Raw genomic sequence first — 20,393 nt, forward strand, 5'->3', positions numbered from 1 at the left:
GAACCCTAAAATTACAATTTTTTATTTTTTAAATAGATAAAAACCAAATTAGATTAGACTTTTGGTCCTCCAGCCATGATTTCATCATTGGCATAGCTTTCAAATTTTTTGAAATTCGTTTTAAAAGAGGCTGCTAATTTATGAGCCGTTTTATAAAATCCTTCGTCATTCTTCCATGTTTTTCGAGGGCTCAACACTTCTGTTGGTACATTGGGGCACACTCTAGGCTGAAGCACTCCAAAAACGGAATGGATGTGATAATTATCTTTGTTTGCGGCTTCTAAAGAGCCATCCATCGCTGCATTGATCATGGCACGGGTGAATGATAATTTCATGCGCGTTCCAATACCATAAGGGCCGCCAGTCCATCCAGTGTTTACCAACCAAACATTGACGCCGGTTGCTTTCATTTTGGCACTCAACATTTCAGCGTATTTAGTGGGATGTAAAGGCATAAAAGGCGCTCCAAAACAGGCAGAAAAACTAGGAACAGGTTCCGTAATCCCCGCCTCGGTGCCTGCTACTTTAGCGGTATAACCCGATATAAAGTGATAAGCCGCTTGACCAGGCGTCAATTTAGAGATGGGAGGCAACACGCCAAACGCATCGGCGGTAAGGAAAAATATGTTTTTAGGATTTTTGCCAATCGAATTGGGCTGAATATTATCGATAAAATCAAGCGGATAACTTACCCGTGTATTTTGAGTAATGGTGGTGTCTGAATAATCAACCTTGCCGTTCGCATCCATCACAACATTTTCTAAAATGGCACCCTTTTTAATCGCATCGAAAATTTCAGGTTCATTATCTCTAGAGAGATTTATGACCTTAGCATAACAACCGCCTTCAAAGTTAAAAATGGTGTTTTCACTGGTCCAGCCATGTTCGTCATCGCCAATTAAATGACGGTGATGGTCGGTAGAAAGTGTTGTTTTTCCCGTTCCTGAAAGTCCAAAAAAGATGGAGGTATCGCCGTCTTTCCCAACATTGGCACTGCAATGCATGGGCAGTGTGTTTTTGAATACTGGAAGTATAAAATTTAAAGCCGAAAAAATACCTTTTTTGATTTCGCCTGTATATCCAGTACCGCCAATAAGGGCTATTTTTTTTGTAAAATTTAATATGGCAAAATTATGCTGACGGGTTCTGTCCTTGTTGGGATCCGCCATAAAACCAGGGGAATTGATGACCGTCCACTCCGGATCAAAATCTTTCAATTCAGAATCCGTCGGTCTTAAAAACATATTATAGGCAAAATAATTACTCCAAGGATATTCGTTAATCACTCGAATATTGGTGCGGTATGCAGGGTCCGAGCAAGCGTAACTATCACGTACAAAAATTTCTTTTCCAGAAAGATAACTGGTCACTTTAGCATAGAGGGCGTCAAAGTCATCTGGTGCGAATGGAATATTTACATCTCCCCACCAAATGCGCTCTTTGGTAATGGCATCTTTAACAATGAATCGGTCTTTTGGGGAGCGTCCTGTAAACTCGCCCGTTTGGATTGCCAAGGCGCCTGAACTGGATTCAAGGCCTTGTTTTTTTGCAATTGTAAGAGCGTGAAGTTGATTTGGGGATAGTTGGTAATGTGCTTTTGAGGACGTTATACCGTAGGGGTTTAACGAAATCGTTTTCGTAGCAGGTGGTGGTTGTGTCATGAATATCAAAATTATTTAATCCTACAAAAGTATTGAATAATATTAAATGACTGTCAAAGAAGTGTTAAAATTATAAAATTGTAACATAAAGCAATTTAAAGTATATTGGATAATATTATACTATTATAAGGCAATATACTATTGATGTGATGCTTAATTTAACATTAGATTTGCATGTTGACACTAGCTAAGTAATTAATCATGAGGATGCTAGACCTTCATGATTGGCGTATTAAACACCGCTTAATTTACAGACCCAAATCAATTATACTTTAAAATTGATTTAATTATCATAAGTCTACAGTTGTACTTTAAATTGTTAGGTAATTGTGATAATATTAAAAAAACCGACCTAAAATCGACTATACATCGATTTAATTATTATGCAATAACGCAACGTATTTACTTTAAATTGTTGGGCAACCATAATAATTTGAGGAAAATGAAAATTAGACCTTAATAATTTTCTTCCTATTATTTCAACTAATATTTAAAAACATTACTTATGAAACCACAAATTTCAATTAAGAGATTAGTTTTAGTAGCATTAATTTTTGGTGTGACTGGACTAATCAATGCCCAAAGAGAATCTGTAGAAGGACCTGGGGGCGAAACCACGACTTCTTTCACAGAATGTCAATTTGACTACCCTATTAATGATAGTCCTCCAATTAGCAGTTTAAACAGTGCTTCCCAAGGATTAACAAGGAGCTCTAATGTCAATTCCGCAAGTAGTTGTGGGTTTAACATCCTATCCGTTTACCTGTATACTTCCAATTCGCTATATAATCAAATAATTAAATCACAGGATGAGAGTTGTTTTTATAGAGCTGATTTAAGTAGTGGCTATGATTATGCTAAGCGCTCATTTTACAAAGCTAAAAACATGTATTATATAGCGGATAGACTAAAAACTTTGGCAACTGGCTGGACACCGGGGGAAACAGCCAAGTTAAAAAAAATGCTTAGTTTGGTCTATTATTTGAGGGCTGGTAGTTATATCAATTTTTATGACTCCTATTCTTTTTACAATGATGAGGTTACCTCTCCGAATGAGGTAACTCTAAAAACCAAGTTATCTTCTTTACTTTATAAAACTTTAGCTGACAACTATTATAGCTTCATAAATTGGGATTTCAACACAACAACTGCATTGGCAGAACCTAGTAATGATCTTTTGACCTTCTTAGCCGAATTTATAGAGTTAAACAATGGTGGTTTTACAAATAGATTCTCAAACTTGAATAACAATCAACATGCATATATTGGTAAAACTGTAGCAAAAATCGTTTATAAACTGTCAAAACTATCCAACTACACATCCTCTACTAAAAGTAATAAAGCTCAACTCTTGTTATTAAAAACACAAACATGGCATTATGAACATTATAAGAAACTTATTTTAGCAGAAAGTTACGTTGACAACACTAATAATCTTTGTAGTGCATTTGAATTTTTCATTAACCAAAATATATATCAATATAGCCAAGCTGAATATATAGGAAATAAACTAAAGGGTGGTATTTATTTGCTCAATGCGATATCAGAAGTAGGACGTTATTTGAAAGATAAAAACAACAAATTTTATACGAAGGCAAAAACTATGCTAATGAATTTGAATAGAATATACAACGCTAGTTCATATCTAACTATTTATGGTAAGTCATCCAGTGTTATTGATTATCAAAGTGACCTTGACATTGGTGACTGGAAAGATAATATCGAGCGCTCTCTCTATTATAGAACACGAGAATTTACCATCTATAATAATCAAATAACCATAAAACTATTAGGCAACGTCTCATCTGCACAATTGGTACAGGTAGAAACAGAATTGTTAAAGACTTGGGGGATATTTAAAGAAATCTTTGGGGCGGAAAACCAATTAACCCCTGCTACAGGTGACAGAACCACAAGACTTAATGTATGGGTACACAAAAGCAAAGCCGATTATAGTGAACATGCTGGTATTCTTTTTGGAATCAGCACAAAAAATGGAGGGCTTTTCCTAGAAGGCGATCCTAGTGTTGTAAATAATACCGCCAATTTATTCTTTTATGGATTTGATCTTGATGGGCAATGGGCAACTTGGAATGCAGGACATGAATTTTGGCATTTTTTGGATGGTAAATTCATAAAAGCTGGAGGGTATCATCCAGATGTTTCTATCGCTTGGATTGAGGGAACTGCAGATTTAGTTCAAAAGGGGTTGATATATTCTTCCTTAGACAACCGAAAGAGTCATTTTCAAACTTCGATAAACGGTTTTAAATCAAATCGTAAAACTCCATCACAAATAATTGATATTCCTGAGCAATCTTTTAAAAACTGGGTATATCAAGACATCTATAATAATCCGAGTGTTTTGTGGGCTTTTTTCTTTGATGAAGATAAATCAAAACTACGCTCTATAGGAGAAACTTTAAAAGGGCTCACTGCTGAACAGCTAAGAACATCCTCCGTCTCAATTTTAAAAGCAAAAGTAAACCCTTACGCTAAGTATTTTAGCCATTGGGCTTCAGGATCACATTTTGCCGTAAACGGCTCATATTATATAAAATGTATGGATGACTATAGATACTTTGATGTTTTTGGAGGTTCGTGGAGTGATGAAGCTCCAATTATTACATATAGTTGGCATGGAGGTAGTAATCAAAAATTTGATCTAGAGCCTATAAATAATTATAAAACCCATACTTATAATCTTAGGCAATATGGTGTGTATTTTGAAAATGAGTTCTATATCAAATCACAGAGATCAAAAAAATATCTAAAAATCAACGCTGCAGACAATACTAAATATCTAAAACAGGGCCCTATTACAGATAATAAAGAAAAAACTTTTTCAATTTTCCCAAAGAGCAATGGTTACTATATGCTAACTATAAATCCAGATGGAAACAACCGATATGCAATTTCAAAATCTGTGTCAAACTACAAGAGTGGGTATTCTTTAATGGATGCTATTTCTCGAGACTACACGAGCTGGAAACAAACCTTCTATGTTAACGGGTTAACAGCTACTGTTGGTGAAAGATCAAGTTCTAGTTCAAATAGAGGTGCTTATTCCTTAGAAAATTTATCTAATAAATCGCCTGAAGGTGAATTTGATAGTGAATTTTCATATCGATTCTTTCCAAACCCGACATCAAGTACGATTGTTAATTTTACTTATCCTAAAGGAATTGGAGATTTAAAAATTGAAGCTTATACCATAACTGGGCAAAAAACGAACCTTTCTAAAGTCATTACTGATAATTCAGGGAAAGGTACACTTGAATTGAATTTAGCCACTGGTATTTATACCATGAGGTTCATCGCTCTTGAAGATGATAATAAAACCGTGACGAAGAAGTTAGTTGTTCTGTAGAAGCAATCCTATATTTATTTTTATTAAAAGGCTGTCCGAAAAGGCAGCCTTTTTTTTGTATTTGTTTTTAAACAAAATTTCGTGAACTGTATAATTTTAAAAGGACTACTAATAATTCTCACAAACTATTTTTTTTTAAAAAATAGTTGAATAAAAGCACCCATGAAGTGATCAAAAACAATCCTCCAACAGGCGTGATGAATCCAATAACTTTAAAATTAAAGGAAGTCAAATCATTGGTCGCTAATAAATATATAGAACCCGAAAACAACAAAACACCAATGAGAATGAGTTTAAACAAAATCGATTTTTGTTTGGGTTTGATCTGCGTGGTGATGCCAATAAAAAACAACAAAAAAGCATGGTACATTTGATAGCGAATGCCTGTATTAAGGCTCTCAAATGCTGAAATACTAAGCAAGGGTTTCAAACCATGCGTGGCAAAAGCACCTAAAACAACGCCAAGTCCTCCTGTAGCACACGCTAATAAAAATATTTTTCTGTCCATTTTGTTTTATAAAGTATTATATTTTCTACTTTAGTCGTCAAACTAATCACAAAAGTAAGAATCTATCATCAATATGCGAAACATTTTAATCATCGGAGCAGGCAAGTCTGCATCTTACCTTATAAAATATTTTTTAGATAAATCGATTTCAGAAAATTTAAACATCACCATTGGTGATTTAGTAATCTCAAATGCTGATAAATTGATTGGAAACCACGCCAATGCAAACGCACTTAAGCTTGATATTTTTGACAAAGCCGCGCGCGAAAAGGCGGTTCAAAATGCAGATATCGTGGTATCTATGTTGCCTGCTAGATTTCATATAGAGGTCGCAAAAGATTGCTTAGCATTCGGGAAACATCTGGTAACAGCATCTTATGTCAGTGAAGAAATGAAGGCATTGGATACAGAAGCAAAAGCTAAAAATTTAATATTTCTAAATGAGATTGGATTGGACCCTGGGGTTGATCACATGAGTGCAATGCAGGTGATCGATCGCATTAGAGCGGCTGGTGGAAAGATGCTTCTTTTTGAATCTTTTACAGGAGGCTTGATGGCCCCTGAAAGTGACACAAACCTTTGGAATTATAAATTTACTTGGAATCCTCGCAATGTGGTATTGGCGGGACAAGGCGGTGCTGCAAAGTTCCTTCAAGAAGGAAAGTTTAAATACATCCCTTACCACCGCTTGTTTAGGCGTACGGAGTTTTTGGAAGTAGAAGGTTACGGACGCTTTGAGGCCTATGCCAATAGAGATTCGCTTAAATATCAAGAGGTATATGGATTGGAAGACATCAAGACATTGTACAGAGGAACGGTTCGACGGGTTGGTTTTAGCAGGGCTTGGCAAATTTTTGTAGTTCTTGGAATGACGGATGACAGCTATACGATTGCAGATAGCGAAAACATGAGCTACCGAAGTTTTGTGAATTCGTTTTTGCCTTACAGTCCTACAGATTCTGTAGAATTAAAATTAAGGTATCAATTAAAAATTGATCAGGATGATATTGTATGGGAGAAACTAGAAGAACTGGATGTCTTTAATGCCAATAAAAAAGTGGTATTGAAAAATGCCACGCCCGCACAAATTCTTCAAAAAATACTTTTAGACAGTTGGACGTTGAGTCCAGAAGACAAAGACATGATTGTGATGTATCACAAGTTTGGTTATGAATTGGATGGTAAAAAACATCAAATTGATGCAACAATGGTCTGTACTGGCGAAGACCAAACATTTACTGCGATGGCAAAAACCGTAGGATTGCCCGTTGCAATAGCTACTTTAGCTATATTAAACAACAAAATACAAAGCTATGGCGTTCAAATACCTACTAAAAAAGAATTCTACACCCCTGTATTAAATGAGTTAAAAGAATTTGGTGTCATATTTAACGAAAAAGAGAGTGAATACCTAGGATATAACCCCTTAAATGAATAATTTAGTTATAAATTGAAATAATTTGAATACTTTTGGTTTATAAAATAGTAATTCGAGTAAAAAATGAATAAAACCCTAGAAATTGACGGTATTGACAAAACAATTCTAAGAGCACTGATGAAAGATGCAAGAACTCCTGTGCTAGAAATTTCACGTTCTATTGGGATTTCAGGTGCTGCCATTCACCAACGGCTGCGGAAATTAGAAAGCTCTGGACTTATTGCAGGTTCTAAGTTTGTGTTGAATCCAAAAGTTTTAGGCTATACAACCATGGCATTTGTGGGTGTGTTTTTAGACAAAGCCAAAAATAACTCAGACGCTGTCAAGCAGCTCAAAAGAATTTCTGAAGTCATAGAATGCCATTACACCACTGGAAATTGGAGTGTATTAATCAAAATTCTATGTAAAGACAATGAGCACCTAATGTCAGTTTTAAACAAACAAATTCAACCGATTTCAGGAGTTTCAAGAACAGAAACCTTTATTTCGTTAGATCAACAAATTGATCGCCAAATTAAAATATAACTAGTCGCTTCCAAAAATTTGTAAACCCCAATACACTAAAGTTGCAAGCGACCCCAATGCTGCTACTAAATAGGTTCGTGCCGCCCACTTGAGTGCATCTTCGGCGCCCTTAAATTCTTCTTGAGACAACATGTGTTTATTTTTCAACCATGCCAATGCACGGTTACTCGCATCGTATTCTACGGGTAAGGTAACAAAACTAAACGCTGTGGCAACCGCCATCAACACAAAGCCCAAAACAACCACCCAATAGCCCAAGCCAACACCCGCTCCAAAGCCTAAAATTAGACCTCCGATAATCAACCACATGGATAATTTTGAGGAAATATTCACAGCAGGCACAAGAGTTGAGCGCAATTGTAACCAACTGTAGGCTTGAGCATGTTGTACTGCATGACCACATTCGTGAGCAGCAACTGCGGCAGCGGCAGCATTTCGTTCGTTATAAACGGCTTCACTTAGGTTGACTGTTTTATCTCTGGGGTTGTAATGATCTGTGAGGCGACCCGCTGTTGAGACGACTTTTACATCTTTAATACCATGATCTAAAAGCATTTTTTCAGCAATTTCAGCACCACTCATCCCGTTGCGTAAATGGATTTTTGAATAGGTTGCAAATTTGCGTTTTAAGGTTGAACTCACAAGCCAGCTCACTAAAGCAATGGCTCCAAGAATAAGATAGTAGGTTCCCATAATATTTGTTTTAGGTTTATTTTTATTAAGTCCTCAAAAATAATACCAATTTTTAAAACTGAAAAATTGACAATATATTTTAACGTTTTCTGAATTTATAAATAAAAACCAACAGGGTAAATGACGACACCAAAGTAATCGTATTTGCCAATATCATTGACAGGCTGTCTTTTAAAACCCCATACACCAACCAAAATACAATGCCTATAAAAAACAAAGAAAAGGTAGGCAATGAAAAGCCTGATACATCTTTTGTTTTCCACGTTTTATAAACTTGAGGCAAAAACGCGTAGGTGGTCAAGCAAGCTGCGATGAGCCCTATGACTTCGATAGAATCTATATTATCCAACAATGTTTACAATTTTACCGGGTACAACAATCACTTTTTTCGGAACGCGCCCATCTAATTGTACGAGGGTTTTCTCGTCCCCCATCACAGCCGTTTCTATGTCCTCTTTGCTTAAATCCAATGACAATTCGATCGTAAATCGCATTTTACCATTGAAGGAAATGGGATAGGCTTTAGTGCTTTCCACTAGGTGACTGGCGTCAAATTCTGGAAACTCAGCCGTTGTGATCGATTCTGAATGTCCCAACTGCGCCCATAATTCTTCTGCAATATGTGGTGCATACGGCGCGATCAATACCAATAGCGGTTCCAAAATTTCTTTGGATACACAGCCTTGAGCGGTGAGCTCATTCACGGCAATCATAAAGGTTGAGACCGAGGTGTTAAACGAGAAGTTCTCGATGTCTTCGGTGACTTTTTTAATGGTTTTATGAAGGGTTTTTAAATCCTCCTTTGAAGGCTCCATCTCTGTGATTTTAAGTCCTTCTTGACTAATATATAGTTTCCATAATTTTTTTAGAAAATTATGAACGCCTGTTATTCCAGACGTATTCCACGGTTTGTATTGTTCTAATGGCCCTAAAAACATTTCGTATAAACGGAGGGAGTCGGCGCCATACTGTTCGCAAATCGCATCGGGGTTGACGACATTGTATTTGGATTTAGACATTTTTTCGACCTCTCTTTTTACTTTAAAAAGGCCTTCACTGTCCGAGATAAACTCTGCATTTTTAAACTCTTCTCTCCAAGATTTAAACGCCTCTATATCTAATTCATCCGATGCATTTACAAAAGATACATCTGCATGAATCCACTGAATAGATTCGGTGGTAATTTGATCTACAGACATAAACGTATTGGTTCCTTCGACTCTTCCTACAAACGCACTCGTTCCCAAAATCATTCCCTGATTGATCAGTTTTTTAGCAAACTCATCCACAGGCACAACGCCTAAATCAAACAGGAATTTTTGCCAAAAACGCGCATAGAGCAAATGTCCGGTTGCATGCTCGCTACCTCCTATATACAAATCCACTTCTTTCCAGTAATTCAAAGCTTTAGAGCTTGCGAATTCGTTGGAATTATGCGCGTCCATATACCTGTTGAAATACCAAGAACTTCCCGCCCATCCAGGCATTGTGTTGAGTTCTAATGGAAAGATGGTTTGATGGTCTATTTGACTGTTTGCTACAACACTGTTCAGAGTGGTGTCCCACGCCCAAACATCGGCACGACCTAATGGCGGCTCGCCTTCTTCGGTTGGTAAATATTTTTCAACTTCTGGCAAACTGATTGGCAAATGTTCTGCAGCAATCATTTGTGGCAATCCATTCACGTAATACACAGGAAAGGGTTCGCCCCAATACCGCTGTCTGGAAAATACCGCATCTCGGAGTCTGTAATTTGTTTTTCCTAAACCATGTTGTTTTGCTTCTAAGGTTTCAATGGCTTTTTTAGAGGCATCTTTATATTCGAGTCCATTTAGAAAATCGCTGTTAGCAATAATCGCCTTGGCTTTATCGGTATAGGCTTCTTCACTGATGTCAACGCCTTCAAAAATATTTGGAATTTCTATGTTGAAATGTTTCGCGAAATCATAATCGCGCTGGTCTCCACAGGGCACTGACATCACAGCACCTGTTCCGTAGCCTGCCAAAACATAATCGCCTACCCAAACAGGAACGGGTTTTTTTGTCAAGGGATGCTCGGCATAAGCTCCTGTAAATACACCTGAAATGGTTTTTACATCTGCCATTCGATCGCGTTCGCTGCGTTTGGCAGTTGCCAACACATAGGCGTCCACTGCTGATTTTTGAGCGGGGGTGGTAATCTGATTCACCAATTCGTGCTCAGGCGCAAGCGTCATAAACGACACGCCATAAATGGTGTCGGGTCGTGTGGTAAACACTTCAATCGTTGAAGCGTGTTCTTTAAGGTTAAACACCACAGAAGCACCTACTGATTTTCCAATCCAATTTCGCTGACTTTCTTTCAAAGCATCCGTCCAATCGATGGTGTTAAGACCCTGTAAAAGACGCTCGGCATAGGCTGAAATTCGCATGCTCCATTGGGTCATTTTTTTTCGGATGACAGGGTAGCCACCACGTTCGGAAACGCCGTTGACGATTTCGTCATTCGCTAAAACGGTTCCCAATTCTGGACACCAGTTCACTTCTGTTTCTGCTAAATATGTTAATCTGTATTGTAATAAAATTTGTTGTTGACGTTCCGACGAAAAGGCATTCCACTCTTCAGCCTTAAACGCTTCGATCCCTTCATCACAGACGGCGTCCACTGTTGCATTTCCTTGAGTAGAAAATAACGTTTCTAGTGTCTCAATAGATTGTGCTTTATTGGATGAATTATCATACCAAGAATTAAACAATTGGATAAAAATCCATTGGGTCCATTTGTAATAATCTGGTGAAGATGTTCGCACTTCTCTTGACCAATCAAACGAAAAGCCCATTTGATCGAGTTGTCTTCGGTAGGTTTTTATATTTGATTCGGTAGTCACCGCTGGGTGTTGCCCCGTTTGGATGGCATACTGTTCTGCGGGCAACCCGAAACTATCATACCCTTGCGGATGCAATACATTGAACCCTTTATGGCGTTTGTAGCGCGCGTAAATATCAGACGCAATATAACCAAGGGGATGCCCCACATGAAGCCCTGCACCACTAGGGTAAGGAAACATGTCTAAGACATAATATTTGGGTTTCGTGGAATGGTTATCGGCTTGAAAAGTTTTATTTTCTGCCCAGTATTTTTGCCATTTGGCCTCAATTTCATTGAAATTGTACATCATATAAACGTCATTAATAGGCGCAAATTTACGGTTTATTTGGCAAGTAAAAAACTATGCTTCCCGAAACACCTCTGCAGGCAAATGTTAATTTGTTTTCAGGGAATTACTAGCCATTTAAGTAAGTTTTTTTATACTTTTACATTCGTAAGACATTTGCTATGAGTTCATCTTTTGAAAAACATCAGAAACGCCGTTTAATTTCGTCCTATTTTTCGGTCGTGCTTAGCATTGCTTTGGTCCTATTTTTATTGGGAATCCTAGGGTTGTTGGTGATCAACGCAAAATCGGTTTCTGATAATTTTAAAGAACAGGTCATTTTGACCATCTACTTAGAAGACTCTTCTAAAGAAGTTGAAATAAAACAGCTCGAAAAAAGTTTGGCATTTTCAGACTACGTAAAACAGACAAAATTTATTTCAAAAGAGTCTGCAGCGGATTTTATGAAATTAGAATATGGGGAAGATTTTTTAGACGATGTTGGTTACAATCCTTTGAAAAATTCGATTGAAGTGAACCTCAAAGCCGACTTTGTGACCGCCCGTCGCTTGGACAGCATCACAGAAAGCACAATGAAAAAAAACTTTGTCGAAGATATTAAATATGACAAAGACCTTGTGTCTTTAATGAATAGCAATGTAAAACGTTTGAGTTTATGGATTTTAATCATCAGCGGAATTTTTACGGGAATTGCAGTACTCTTAATAAGTAGCTCCATTCGTTTGGCAGTGAATTCCAAACGCTTTTCAATCAAGACCATGCAAATGGTGGGCGCGACCAAAAAATTTATCCGCCGACCTTTTATTTGGCGCAGTATTCGGCTTGGAGTTATCGGCTCACTTTTAGCTCTTATTGGTATGGGAGCAGTCGTCTATTATGTGGATAAATCATTTCCTGAATTTGATTTGATTCAAAATCAATTGTTTATTGGTGCTTTGTTTGGCTCCATCTTTATAGTTGGAATTTTAATTACTTGGTGGAGCACCTTTTTCGCAACACAACGTTTTTTAAATCTAAAAACCGATCAACTTTATTATTAATAGACCCCACTGTCAAAAACAATTTAAACTACTTTTTTTAGTTTTAATGAACACTAGTACATTCACAAAATTTAATTAATTATGGGAGAACAAAAACGAAAAGAAACCACAAAGAAGAATTTTATTTTTGAAAGACAAAATTACAAATGGATGTTTATTGGTCTTGGGTTTATCGCTTTGGGATTTATCCTGATGGCGGGCGGCGGTTCCGATGATCCAAATGTGTTTAATCCTGAAATCTTTAACTCTCAAAGAATACGAGTGGCACCAACGCTTATTTTAATAGGATTTGGAATCCAGATTTATGCCATCCTTAAAAATTTCAAAAAATAAATGGATCTTTTTGACAGTATTTTATTAGGAATTATACAAGGACTTACCGAGTTTTTACCAGTATCCTCTAGTGGGCATTTAGAAATTGGAAAAGCCCTATTGGGCGATGACTCCATCCCCGAAGACAGTTTAATTTTTACGGTAGTACTCCACTTTGCAACGGCGTTGAGTACCTTAATTATATTTAGAAAAGACATTGTTACCATGCTTGTGGCTTTGTTCAAGTTTGAATGGAATGAGGAGACGCAGTTTATTGTAAAAATAATGATTTCCATGCTGCCTGCTGGATTCGTCGGCATCCTGTTTGAAGAGGAGTTAGAAGCGCTTTTTGGGAGTAATATCCTACTTGTTGGGGTCATGCTGATCGTGACGGCTTTGTTATTATTTATGGCAGATCGAGCTAAAACAACCGATAAAAAAGTAGGGTTTTGGGATGCTTTTATCATTGGAATTTCACAAGCCATTGCGATGCTTCCAGGGATTTCACGCTCGGGGGCAACCATTTCAACTTCAGTATTGCTGGGGAATGACAAATCAAAAGCGGCACGCTTTTCATTTCTAATGGTGATACCACTTATTTTTGGGAAAATAGCAAAAGACCTTATCAGTGGTGATTTGAGTTATAATGCTGATAATTTTGGCAGCCTGTCCGCAGGGTTTATAGCGGCCTTTGTCGCAGGACTTTTTGCCTGTACCTTAATGATTCTTTTGGTTAAAAATAGTCAATTAAAATACTTTGCGTATTACTGTTGCATCGTCGGTATTTTAGCCATTATCATAACACTTTAATTCAAAATGAAAACGGTTCAAGATTATTTAGACGGACAACTATTGTTGATCGACAAACCCTTAGAATGGACGTCCTTTCAAGTGGTTAATAAATTACGTTGGCACATTCGTCAAGCTTTCAATTTAAAAAAAATTAAAGTAGGCCATGCAGGGACTTTAGATCCGTTAGCAACCGGACTCTTAGTGATTTGTACTGGCAAAATGACAAAGCAAATCGACACTTTTCAAGGGCAAATCAAAACCTATACGGGCACATTTGTTTTGGGCAGTACTACGCCTTCCTATGATCTTGAAACAGCAATCGATCAGGAGTTTCCAACAGCACATATTACGCCTGAATTAATTCATGAAACCACCAAAAAATTTATAGGGGAGATTGATCAATTTCCACCTGTTTTTTCTGCCTTAAAAAAAGAAGGCAAACGTTTGTACGAATTTGCGCGCGCTGGAGAAGCTGTGAAAATTGACTCTCGAAAAGTTATGATTAATGCGTTTGAAATTACAAAAATAGAGGGCCTAACAGTGGACTTTAGCGTCAGCTGTAGCAAAGGAACTTACATCCGTTCATTGGCCTATGACTTTGGGAAAGCACTGGAATCAGGGGCACATTTATCTGCACTTCGTCGTACTAAAATCGGAGACTTCTCCGTAGAAAAAGCCATTTCAATTGATGAATTTATTTCAGAATTGAGTTAAAACTACAAAGGTTCGGATTTAGAGAAAAATTAAATTTAATTCGTTTTTCATTCTTTTTAGAAATGAGTTTTTTATAACTTTAGGGCATGTTAAAGCAAAAACAACGTTGTGGATGGTGTATGGGAGACCCGCTCTATGAAGCCTATCACGATGAGGAATGGGGTGTTCCTGTGTATGATGATCTAAAGTTGTTTGAGTTTTTGATTTTAGAAACTTTTCAAGCGGGTTTAAGCTGGATTACCATTCTACGAAAACGCGAAAATTTTAGAGCTGTTTTTGATGCATTTGACTATACGAAAGTAGCAAACTACGATGCTGCTAAGTTTGATGCCTTAATAATAGACAAAGGCATTATTCGAAATAAATTAAAAATAAAAGCGGCGATTTCTAATGCTCAAGCCTTTATTGAAATTCAAAAAGAGTTTGGGAGTTTTAGCAACTATATCTGGAAATTCACAGATGGTAAACCAATAAAAAATGCGGTCGTAGATTATAAAAAAGCACCCCCAAATACGCCTTTGAGTGACCAAATAAGTAAAGATCTAAAAAGTCGTGGATTTAAGTTTGTAGGCAGCACCGTTGTGTACGCCCACATGCAAGCCACGGGAATGGTCAACGATCATGAAACAACTTGTTTCCGATATAATGAGGTTTAATTATTATAAGGAATCAGTTCTAAAAGCTTCTCGATAACCTCAACTCTCGCTCTACTTTTTCTATTGGCTCTAATGATAATCCAAGGAGCTATTTCAGTATCTGTTTCCTCAAACATTCTGGCTTTATACGACGTATAATCGTCCCAAAGTTCTAGAGCCGATTCATCCACTTTACTGAATTTCCATTTTTTAACAGGGCTCGATTTGATATCTTCAAAACGTCTTGATTGCTCATCTTTAGAAATAGAGAAATAAAATTTTACAACCCGAATTCCAGAATCGATAATCATTTTTTCGAATTGGTTCACCTGATTCATAAATACCTCATATTCCTTTTGTGTACAAAATCCATTGACGGGTTCTACCACTGCACGGTTGTACCAACTTCTATCAAAGAAAGTGATTTGACCATTACGGGGTAAGTTTTTGATATAACGTTGAAAATACCATTGACTTTTTTCTTCATCGGTTGGCTTTGAAAGGGCGACTACATTTAATTCTCTAGGATTTAAATGTTGAGTGATCCGTCGAATTGCGCCGCCTTTTCCAGCAGCATCTCGACCTTCAAAAATAACAACTAATTTTTCGCCTTCAGCCTCCACCCATTGTTGGAGTTTGATCAATTCTTCTTGGAGTCGTTCTAATTTGGATTCGTGATTCAAAATCCGTAACGCTTTGGGAATCGTCATATCATCCTCACTCAGAAACAATTGAAGTCCCCGTTTACTATTCAGTCTTTTTAAATTTCTTGGTGTTAACTCTTCCATAACTAATCGATTTGAGTGATCATTCTGTGATAGCGTTGCACAACATTTGGATCGGGAAGTACCGTGGTATGTGAGATTCCTTTTCGGTCGTAATCAAAATGAGATAAGACGTGTCGTATACTTTCCAAGCGCGCTTGTTTTTTGTTGTTCGTTTTTATAATAATCCAGGGACTAATTGAGGTGTGTGTTTTACTGAACATCTGTTCTTTGTAAAAGGTGTATTTGTCCCATCTGTTCTGTCCTTCTTTATCAACGGGGCTAAATTTCCACTGCTTTAAAGGGTTTTTTAATCTAGAATTGAAGCGTCTTTCTTGCTCTTCTTTTGAAATTGAAAACCAAAATTTGATGATAATCACGCCATCTTCATAAAGCATGTGTTCAAATTCAGGCACTTGCAACATGAATTTTTTATATTGTTCTTCTCCACAAAAATCCATCACAGGTTCCACCACCGCACGGTTGTACCAGCTTCGGTCAAAAAACACCAACTCTCCAGGGTCTGGCAATTCTTTTATATAGCGTCTAAAGTACCATTGTCCTTTTTCAATTTTTGTTGGCTTGGTAAGTGCTACAACGCGCATGGATCGGGGGTTTAGGTGTTCGGTAAAACGACGTATGGCACCTCCTTTTCCAGCAGCATCCCGTCCTTCAAATAGCACACAAACACGTTTTTTGTGCTTGGCAGTCCATTGTTGTAATTCAACCAATTCGGCTTGAAGCTTTAACAGTTCTGACTCGTAGTCGATGGTTTCAATAAGCGACCCATAGTTTGATTTCGTAATTTTAGACTTTATGGTCTTTTTAAACGATTTTATTCCCGAATATGATTCAAAATCTTTTTGAGTGAGCATAAGCAAATTAATTTTAATTATTTATTTAATAGTATTTGAGGTTTTAAATACTTCATAAATTCTATTCTTGAAATAGACTCTGCACCTAAACTTTCAAGATGATTGGTATGCAACTGGCAGTCAATAAGTTTATACTTTGAGTTTTGAACAAAGCTTGTAAACCCAATTTTACTAGCATTACTCACATAACTAAACATACTTTCTCCACAAAAAATTGTGTCATTCAATTCAACACCATACAACCCGCCTACCAATTTTTTGTTTTGCCACACCTCCACAGATTTCGCAATCCCTCTTTGGTGTAATTCACAATAAGTCTCAATCATTTTATCTGTAATCCATGTGCCGGATTGCGCTTCTCGTTTTACTTTGGCACAAGCTTGGATAACTTCTTTAAAATTACGGTTTACAGTAATTTCAAAAGATTGATTTTTCAAAATTTGTTTCGTGCTTTTCGAAACCTTCAGCTTATGAGGGTATAGCACAAAACGAGGATCTGGCGCCCACCACAATATGGGTTGATCCGATTCATACCAAGGAAAAATTCCATTTTGATAAGCGAACAGGACGCGTTCTGGAGACAAATCACCACCAACTGCCAAAAGCCCTTCTGAATTTGCTTCTGTCAATGGTGGAAATTCTATGGTTTCATTTAGCCACTTCATACATTTTTATATTGAAGTGTTCCTTGTTTTAACGTTTGTTAAAACGGCAAATCGTTTGGCTCGTCTGCTGTCAAATCTGTTGCAGGCTCAAAAGCTTGTGCAGGTGCTACAGCTGCGGCATTGGCAGGAGCAGCTTGCTGTAAATTATCAATACGCCATCCTTGAATCGCATTAAAATACTTTGCTTCGCCTTGTGGGTTGATCCACTCTCTTCCACGTAAGTTGATCCCTACTTTTATTTGCTGTCCAACTTGGTAGCTATCTAAAAGATCTGTTTTGTCTTGAACAAATTCCACCATAATGTGTTGTGGATATTGTTCTTCTGTAGTGACAACCAATTCACGTTTTCTAAATCCATTAGAACCAATAGATTGTGTTTCTCCGATAAGTTTGATTTTTCCTTGTATTTCCATTTTTATTTTTAAAATTGACGATTAATGTAAAGAATTTTTTAAATATATACAAATTTAACAAATTATGAGTCTAACTAAAAGTAGAAAGCGATAATATAAAACAATAAATTCACGATAAATACATTATATTTAGAATTGAAAAAAATATACCAATGAAAATTTCATCAAAACAACATGTTTTACGCTGGGTAACGATTGCCATTTCATTCCTAATTATTTCATTGATTTTATGGAATACCTATCGCTTTTTTCAAAAATTCAAGGAAGAAGAGCGCATCAAAATGGAGAATTTTTCTGAAGCACAAAACGAGCTTGGAAAGATTATTGACCTCAACGGAAATATAAGTGATTTTCCTTTAAAAATAATTCAAAGCAATACCACGACTCCGATGATTATTGAAAATTCTGAGGGTAGTTTTCAATCTAAAAATATTCAACAACTGTCTGATAATAATCAAGAATATCTCAAAAGTTTAAGCTTAAAATTTAGCAACGAAAACACTCCTATTGAATTTATTTATGAAGGCGAAACACTCTCGACGATCTACTATGGGAATTCTGATTTACTGAACAAACTGAAGTATTATCCCTTTGCACTTGTCTTGATTTTTTTGTTATTTAGTGGGATTGTCTATTTTTATTATAAGAGTTCAAGAACGGCTTCTCAAAATAAACTTTGGACGGGAATGGCTAAGGAAACCGCCCATCAAATTGGAACGCCGTTGTCTTCGCTTATAGGCTGGACCGAACTTTTAAAATCAGAAGCTGTGAATCCGGCTTACATTGCTGAGATTGAAAAAGATATTCATCGTTTAGAAACCATTACTGAACGCTTTAGTAAAATTGGGTCAATTCCTCTATTAAAGACTACCAATATTGTAACGGCAACACAAGAGTCTTTTGACTATTTGGAATCTCGAAGTAGCAAGTTGATCACCTTTAAAATGAATGCTCCAGAGGAAGACATTTTAGTCGCTTTGAACCCCGAACTTTACAGTTGGACCATTGAAAATTTGGTTAAGAATGGAATCGATGCCATGAAAGGTGAGGGCCATATTGAGGTTTCTATACAGGCTACAGAAGCGTTGGTTTTAATAGATGTTAGTGACACTGGAAAAGGGCTTTCTAAAAAATTATTTAGTAAGGTTTTTGAAACAGGATATACGTCTAAAAAACGCGGCTGGGGATTAGGATTGTCTCTTTCCAAACGAATTATTGAGGAATATCACAAAGGAAAAATTAGAGTATTTCAATCTGAGGCTGGGGAAGGCACGACACTTCGAATTAGTTTAAAACGCTTATAAGAAAGAGGTGATTTTTTTTGCTAGAGCTTCAAATTCTGCTGGAAGCAATATTTCTTTTTTGATGAATTGCGCATCCTCCATGCTATTTAAAGGAATCAAATGTACGTGCACGTGGGGCACTTCTAGTCCAATCACAGTCATCCCAACACGTTTGCAGTCGACTGCTTTTTCTATGGCGAGGGCAACGGTTCTTGAAAAATCCATCAATTCTAAGTAGTCCGAAGAATCTAAATCAAAAATCTTATTGACTTCTTTTTTTGGAATACAAAGCGTATGACCTTTGGCATTGGGATTAACATCCAAGAATGCTAAAAATTTGGCCGTTTCAGCGACCTTATAACAGGGTATTTCTTTGTTAACTATTTTGGTGAAAATCGAACTCATGGGCTACTTATAAGAATTAATTTATCTTGAAATATTCATGATTTCAAATTTCAAAATACCATTAGGGACCTGTATTTCAGCAATATCTCCAACGCTTTTTCCTAACAATCCTTTTCCGATTGGTGAATTTACAGAGATTTTTCCTGCAGCCAAATCTGCTTCACCGTCCGCCACAAGAAGGTAGTCTAATTCCATTCCGTTAGACTGATTTTTTATTTTCACTTTAGACAGCACCAATGCTTTGGAAGCATCGAGTTGAGATTCATCTATCAAACGGGCGCCAGCCATGGTGTCTTCAAGTTTTGCAATGCGCATTTCTAGCATGCCTTGTGCTTCTTTGGCAGCATCGTATTCTGCATTTTCACTCAAATCGCCTTTATCTCTTGCTTCCGCAATCGCTCTTGAGGCTTTGATGCGTTCCACATCTTTGAGTTGCTTTAACTCGTCTCTTAATCTTTTTAATCCTTCGGCCGTGTAGTAAGATACATTGCTCATAACTGATAATTTTTAAAGTAGTCGTTCATTTAGGTTTTTGAATAGTCTAATCTTTATTTAGAACTAAACGCAAAAATCTCGTTTCCACGAGATTGCACTACAAATATACAAAATATTTATCTTACTGTGGTTTTTGTCGTAAATTGAGCCCTTAATTTACATGAATCTTAGACTTCGTCAAATGTCATATCAATCTAAAAAAATGAAGCTTAAAACATTGAAACTGTATGCTATGTTGCTCTTTCTTTGCATGTGCTGTTCAAAAGATAATAATACCGATGCAAATTGTAATTTTTTAGTCAATTTCAATGTATCCGCTTCATTAAACCTCAGCCTTTCGCAGTACAATCAACTGACGTTTCCTAACAACCCTGTGTATGTTCCTAACGAAGGAAATGGCGGAATCATTGTAAATAATACAGGCACGGGCTATGTGGCCTTTGATGCCGCAGACCCCAACCATATTTTCAGCGATTGTTCGGTGCTTTCTATCAATGGACTTAAGGGGACTTGTGGGTGTAGCGATGCCAATAAATACAGTCTAATTACAGGGCAATCTTTAGAGAATACAGCCTTGCGTTGTGTGCTTAAAGCCTATTTTGTAGAAAAAAACGGCAATACACTTTATATTTCCAACTAAAAAAATAGCG

Annotated in this window: 21 protein-coding genes; 10 read left to right on the top strand and 11 right to left on the bottom strand. The window is 36.9% G+C overall.

Translation table 11 applies throughout. The annotated features are described in order from the left end of the window. Positions 1-53: 53 nt before the first annotated feature. Positions 54-1,661: a phosphoenolpyruvate carboxykinase (ATP) gene (gene pckA / locus FORMB_RS04365; protein ID WP_069676291.1), complete on the bottom strand. Its 1,608-nt coding sequence runs from the start codon at positions 1,659-1,661 to the stop codon at positions 54-56. 505 nt (positions 1,662-2,166) lie between these two features. Here pckA and FORMB_RS04370 point away from each other — a divergent pair. After that, entirely contained in the window at positions 2,167-5,031 is a 2,865-nt protein-coding gene (locus tag FORMB_RS04370) for a collagenase (protein WP_069676292.1), read from the top strand. A gap of 118 nt (positions 5,032-5,149) precedes the next feature. On the opposite strand, the gene FORMB_RS04375 is transcribed toward FORMB_RS04370, so the two are convergent. Further along, the gene (locus FORMB_RS04375) at positions 5,150-5,539 is read right to left on the bottom strand and encodes a DUF423 domain-containing protein (protein ID WP_069676293.1); all 390 of its coding nucleotides are present in this window, start codon (positions 5,537-5,539) and stop codon (positions 5,150-5,152) included. A 73-nt stretch (positions 5,540-5,612) separates the two neighbouring features. Here FORMB_RS04375 and FORMB_RS04380 point away from each other — a divergent pair, with 73 nt between their 5' ends. Together FORMB_RS04380 and FORMB_RS04385 are read left to right on the top strand one after the other, a co-directional pair. Further along, complete coding sequence (locus FORMB_RS04380; protein ID WP_069676294.1) at positions 5,613-6,977, top strand: saccharopine dehydrogenase family protein; 1,365 nt, start codon at positions 5,613-5,615, stop codon at positions 6,975-6,977. A 63-nt stretch (positions 6,978-7,040) separates the two neighbouring features. Further along, the gene (locus tag FORMB_RS04385) at positions 7,041-7,502 is read left to right on the top strand and encodes an Lrp/AsnC ligand binding domain-containing protein (RefSeq protein ID WP_069676295.1); all 462 of its coding nucleotides are present in this window, start codon (positions 7,041-7,043) and stop codon (positions 7,500-7,502) included. On the opposite strand, the gene FORMB_RS04390 is transcribed toward FORMB_RS04385, so the two are convergent. From FORMB_RS04390 to leuS, 3 genes are all read right to left on the bottom strand, one after another. Beyond that, a complete protein-coding gene (locus FORMB_RS04390; RefSeq protein WP_069676296.1) occupies positions 7,503-8,195 on the bottom strand; it encodes a zinc metallopeptidase in 693 nt (230 codons plus the stop codon). A gap of 79 nt (positions 8,196-8,274) precedes the next feature. Next, complete coding sequence (locus FORMB_RS04395) at positions 8,275-8,547, bottom strand: SemiSWEET family sugar transporter (RefSeq protein WP_335583329.1); 273 nt, start codon at positions 8,545-8,547, stop codon at positions 8,275-8,277. Beyond that, positions 8,537-11,353, bottom strand: a complete 2,817-nt coding sequence (gene leuS, locus FORMB_RS04400) for a leucine--tRNA ligase (RefSeq protein WP_069676297.1) — start codon at positions 11,351-11,353, stop codon at positions 8,537-8,539. Before leuS ends, FORMB_RS04395 begins: the two co-directional genes overlap by 11 nt. A gap of 158 nt (positions 11,354-11,511) precedes the next feature. Here leuS and FORMB_RS04405 point away from each other — a divergent pair, with 158 nt between their 5' ends. The 5 genes from FORMB_RS04405 to FORMB_RS04425 all read left to right on the top strand — a co-directional run bounded on the left by FORMB_RS04405 (position 11,512) and on the right by FORMB_RS04425 (position 14,864). Further along, entirely contained in the window at positions 11,512-12,390 is an 879-nt protein-coding gene (locus tag FORMB_RS04405; RefSeq protein WP_069676298.1) for a cell division protein FtsX, read from the top strand. An 81-nt stretch (positions 12,391-12,471) separates the two neighbouring features. Next, positions 12,472-12,723, top strand: coding sequence for a DUF3098 domain-containing protein (locus tag FORMB_RS04410; protein ID WP_069676299.1), 252 nt, complete (start codon positions 12,472-12,474; stop codon positions 12,721-12,723). Beyond that, the gene (locus FORMB_RS04415) at positions 12,724-13,512 is read left to right on the top strand and encodes an undecaprenyl-diphosphate phosphatase (protein ID WP_069676300.1); all 789 of its coding nucleotides are present in this window, start codon (positions 12,724-12,726) and stop codon (positions 13,510-13,512) included. It abuts the gene before it with no gap. Between the two features lie 6 nt (positions 13,513-13,518). Beyond that, on the top strand, positions 13,519-14,208 hold the full coding sequence (truB, locus tag FORMB_RS04420; protein WP_069676301.1) for a tRNA pseudouridine(55) synthase TruB: 690 nt from the start codon (positions 13,519-13,521) through the stop codon (positions 14,206-14,208). Between the two features lie 86 nt (positions 14,209-14,294). After that, positions 14,295-14,864 (top strand): DNA-3-methyladenine glycosylase I, encoded by a 570-nt coding sequence (locus FORMB_RS04425; protein WP_069676302.1) that lies wholly within the window; start codon positions 14,295-14,297, stop codon positions 14,862-14,864. Here the strand turns inward: FORMB_RS04425 and ppk2 (FORMB_RS04430) are convergent. Genes ppk2 (FORMB_RS04430) through FORMB_RS04445 form a run of 4 tightly spaced genes read right to left on the bottom strand, consistent with a single transcriptional unit; the run spans position 14,861 to position 17,560 of the window. Beyond that, complete coding sequence (gene ppk2 / locus FORMB_RS04430; protein WP_069676303.1) at positions 14,861-15,631, bottom strand: polyphosphate kinase 2; 771 nt, start codon at positions 15,629-15,631, stop codon at positions 14,861-14,863. The genes FORMB_RS04425 and ppk2 (FORMB_RS04430) overlap by 4 nt on opposite strands. A gap of 2 nt (positions 15,632-15,633) precedes the next feature. Next, a complete protein-coding gene (gene ppk2 / locus FORMB_RS04435; RefSeq protein ID WP_069676304.1) occupies positions 15,634-16,482 on the bottom strand; it encodes a polyphosphate kinase 2 in 849 nt (282 codons plus the stop codon). A 17-nt stretch (positions 16,483-16,499) separates the two neighbouring features. After that, positions 16,500-17,147, bottom strand: a complete 648-nt coding sequence (gene aat / locus FORMB_RS04440) for a leucyl/phenylalanyl-tRNA--protein transferase (RefSeq protein ID WP_069676305.1) — start codon at positions 17,145-17,147, stop codon at positions 16,500-16,502. 38 nt (positions 17,148-17,185) lie between these two features. Beyond that, positions 17,186-17,560, bottom strand: coding sequence for a DUF3127 domain-containing protein (locus FORMB_RS04445; RefSeq protein WP_069676306.1), 375 nt, complete (start codon positions 17,558-17,560; stop codon positions 17,186-17,188). Positions 17,561-17,712: 152 nt separating this feature from the next. On the opposite strand from FORMB_RS04445, the gene FORMB_RS04450 reads away from it, so the two are divergent. Beyond that, positions 17,713-18,864, top strand: coding sequence for a sensor histidine kinase (locus tag FORMB_RS04450; RefSeq protein ID WP_069676307.1), 1,152 nt, complete (start codon positions 17,713-17,715; stop codon positions 18,862-18,864). On the opposite strand, the gene FORMB_RS04455 is transcribed toward FORMB_RS04450, so the two are convergent. Together FORMB_RS04455 and greA are read right to left on the bottom strand one after the other, a co-directional pair. Further along, a complete protein-coding gene (locus tag FORMB_RS04455; RefSeq protein ID WP_069676308.1) occupies positions 18,859-19,248 on the bottom strand; it encodes an HIT family protein in 390 nt (129 codons plus the stop codon). The two genes, FORMB_RS04450 and FORMB_RS04455, sit on opposite strands and share 6 nt — an antisense overlap. Positions 19,249-19,269: 21 nt before the next feature. Continuing rightward, a complete protein-coding gene (greA, locus tag FORMB_RS04460) occupies positions 19,270-19,743 on the bottom strand; it encodes a transcription elongation factor GreA (protein ID WP_069676309.1) in 474 nt (157 codons plus the stop codon). Positions 19,744-19,945: 202 nt separating this feature from the next. Here greA and FORMB_RS04465 point away from each other — a divergent pair, with 202 nt between their 5' ends. Further along, entirely contained in the window at positions 19,946-20,383 is a 438-nt protein-coding gene (locus FORMB_RS04465) for a hypothetical protein (RefSeq protein WP_069677897.1), read from the top strand. Positions 20,384-20,393 lie beyond the last annotated feature (10 nt).

This window comes from Formosa sp. Hel1_33_131, from assembly GCF_001735745.1.
Lineage (GTDB): Bacteria > Bacteroidota > Bacteroidia > Flavobacteriales > Flavobacteriaceae > Hel1-33-131.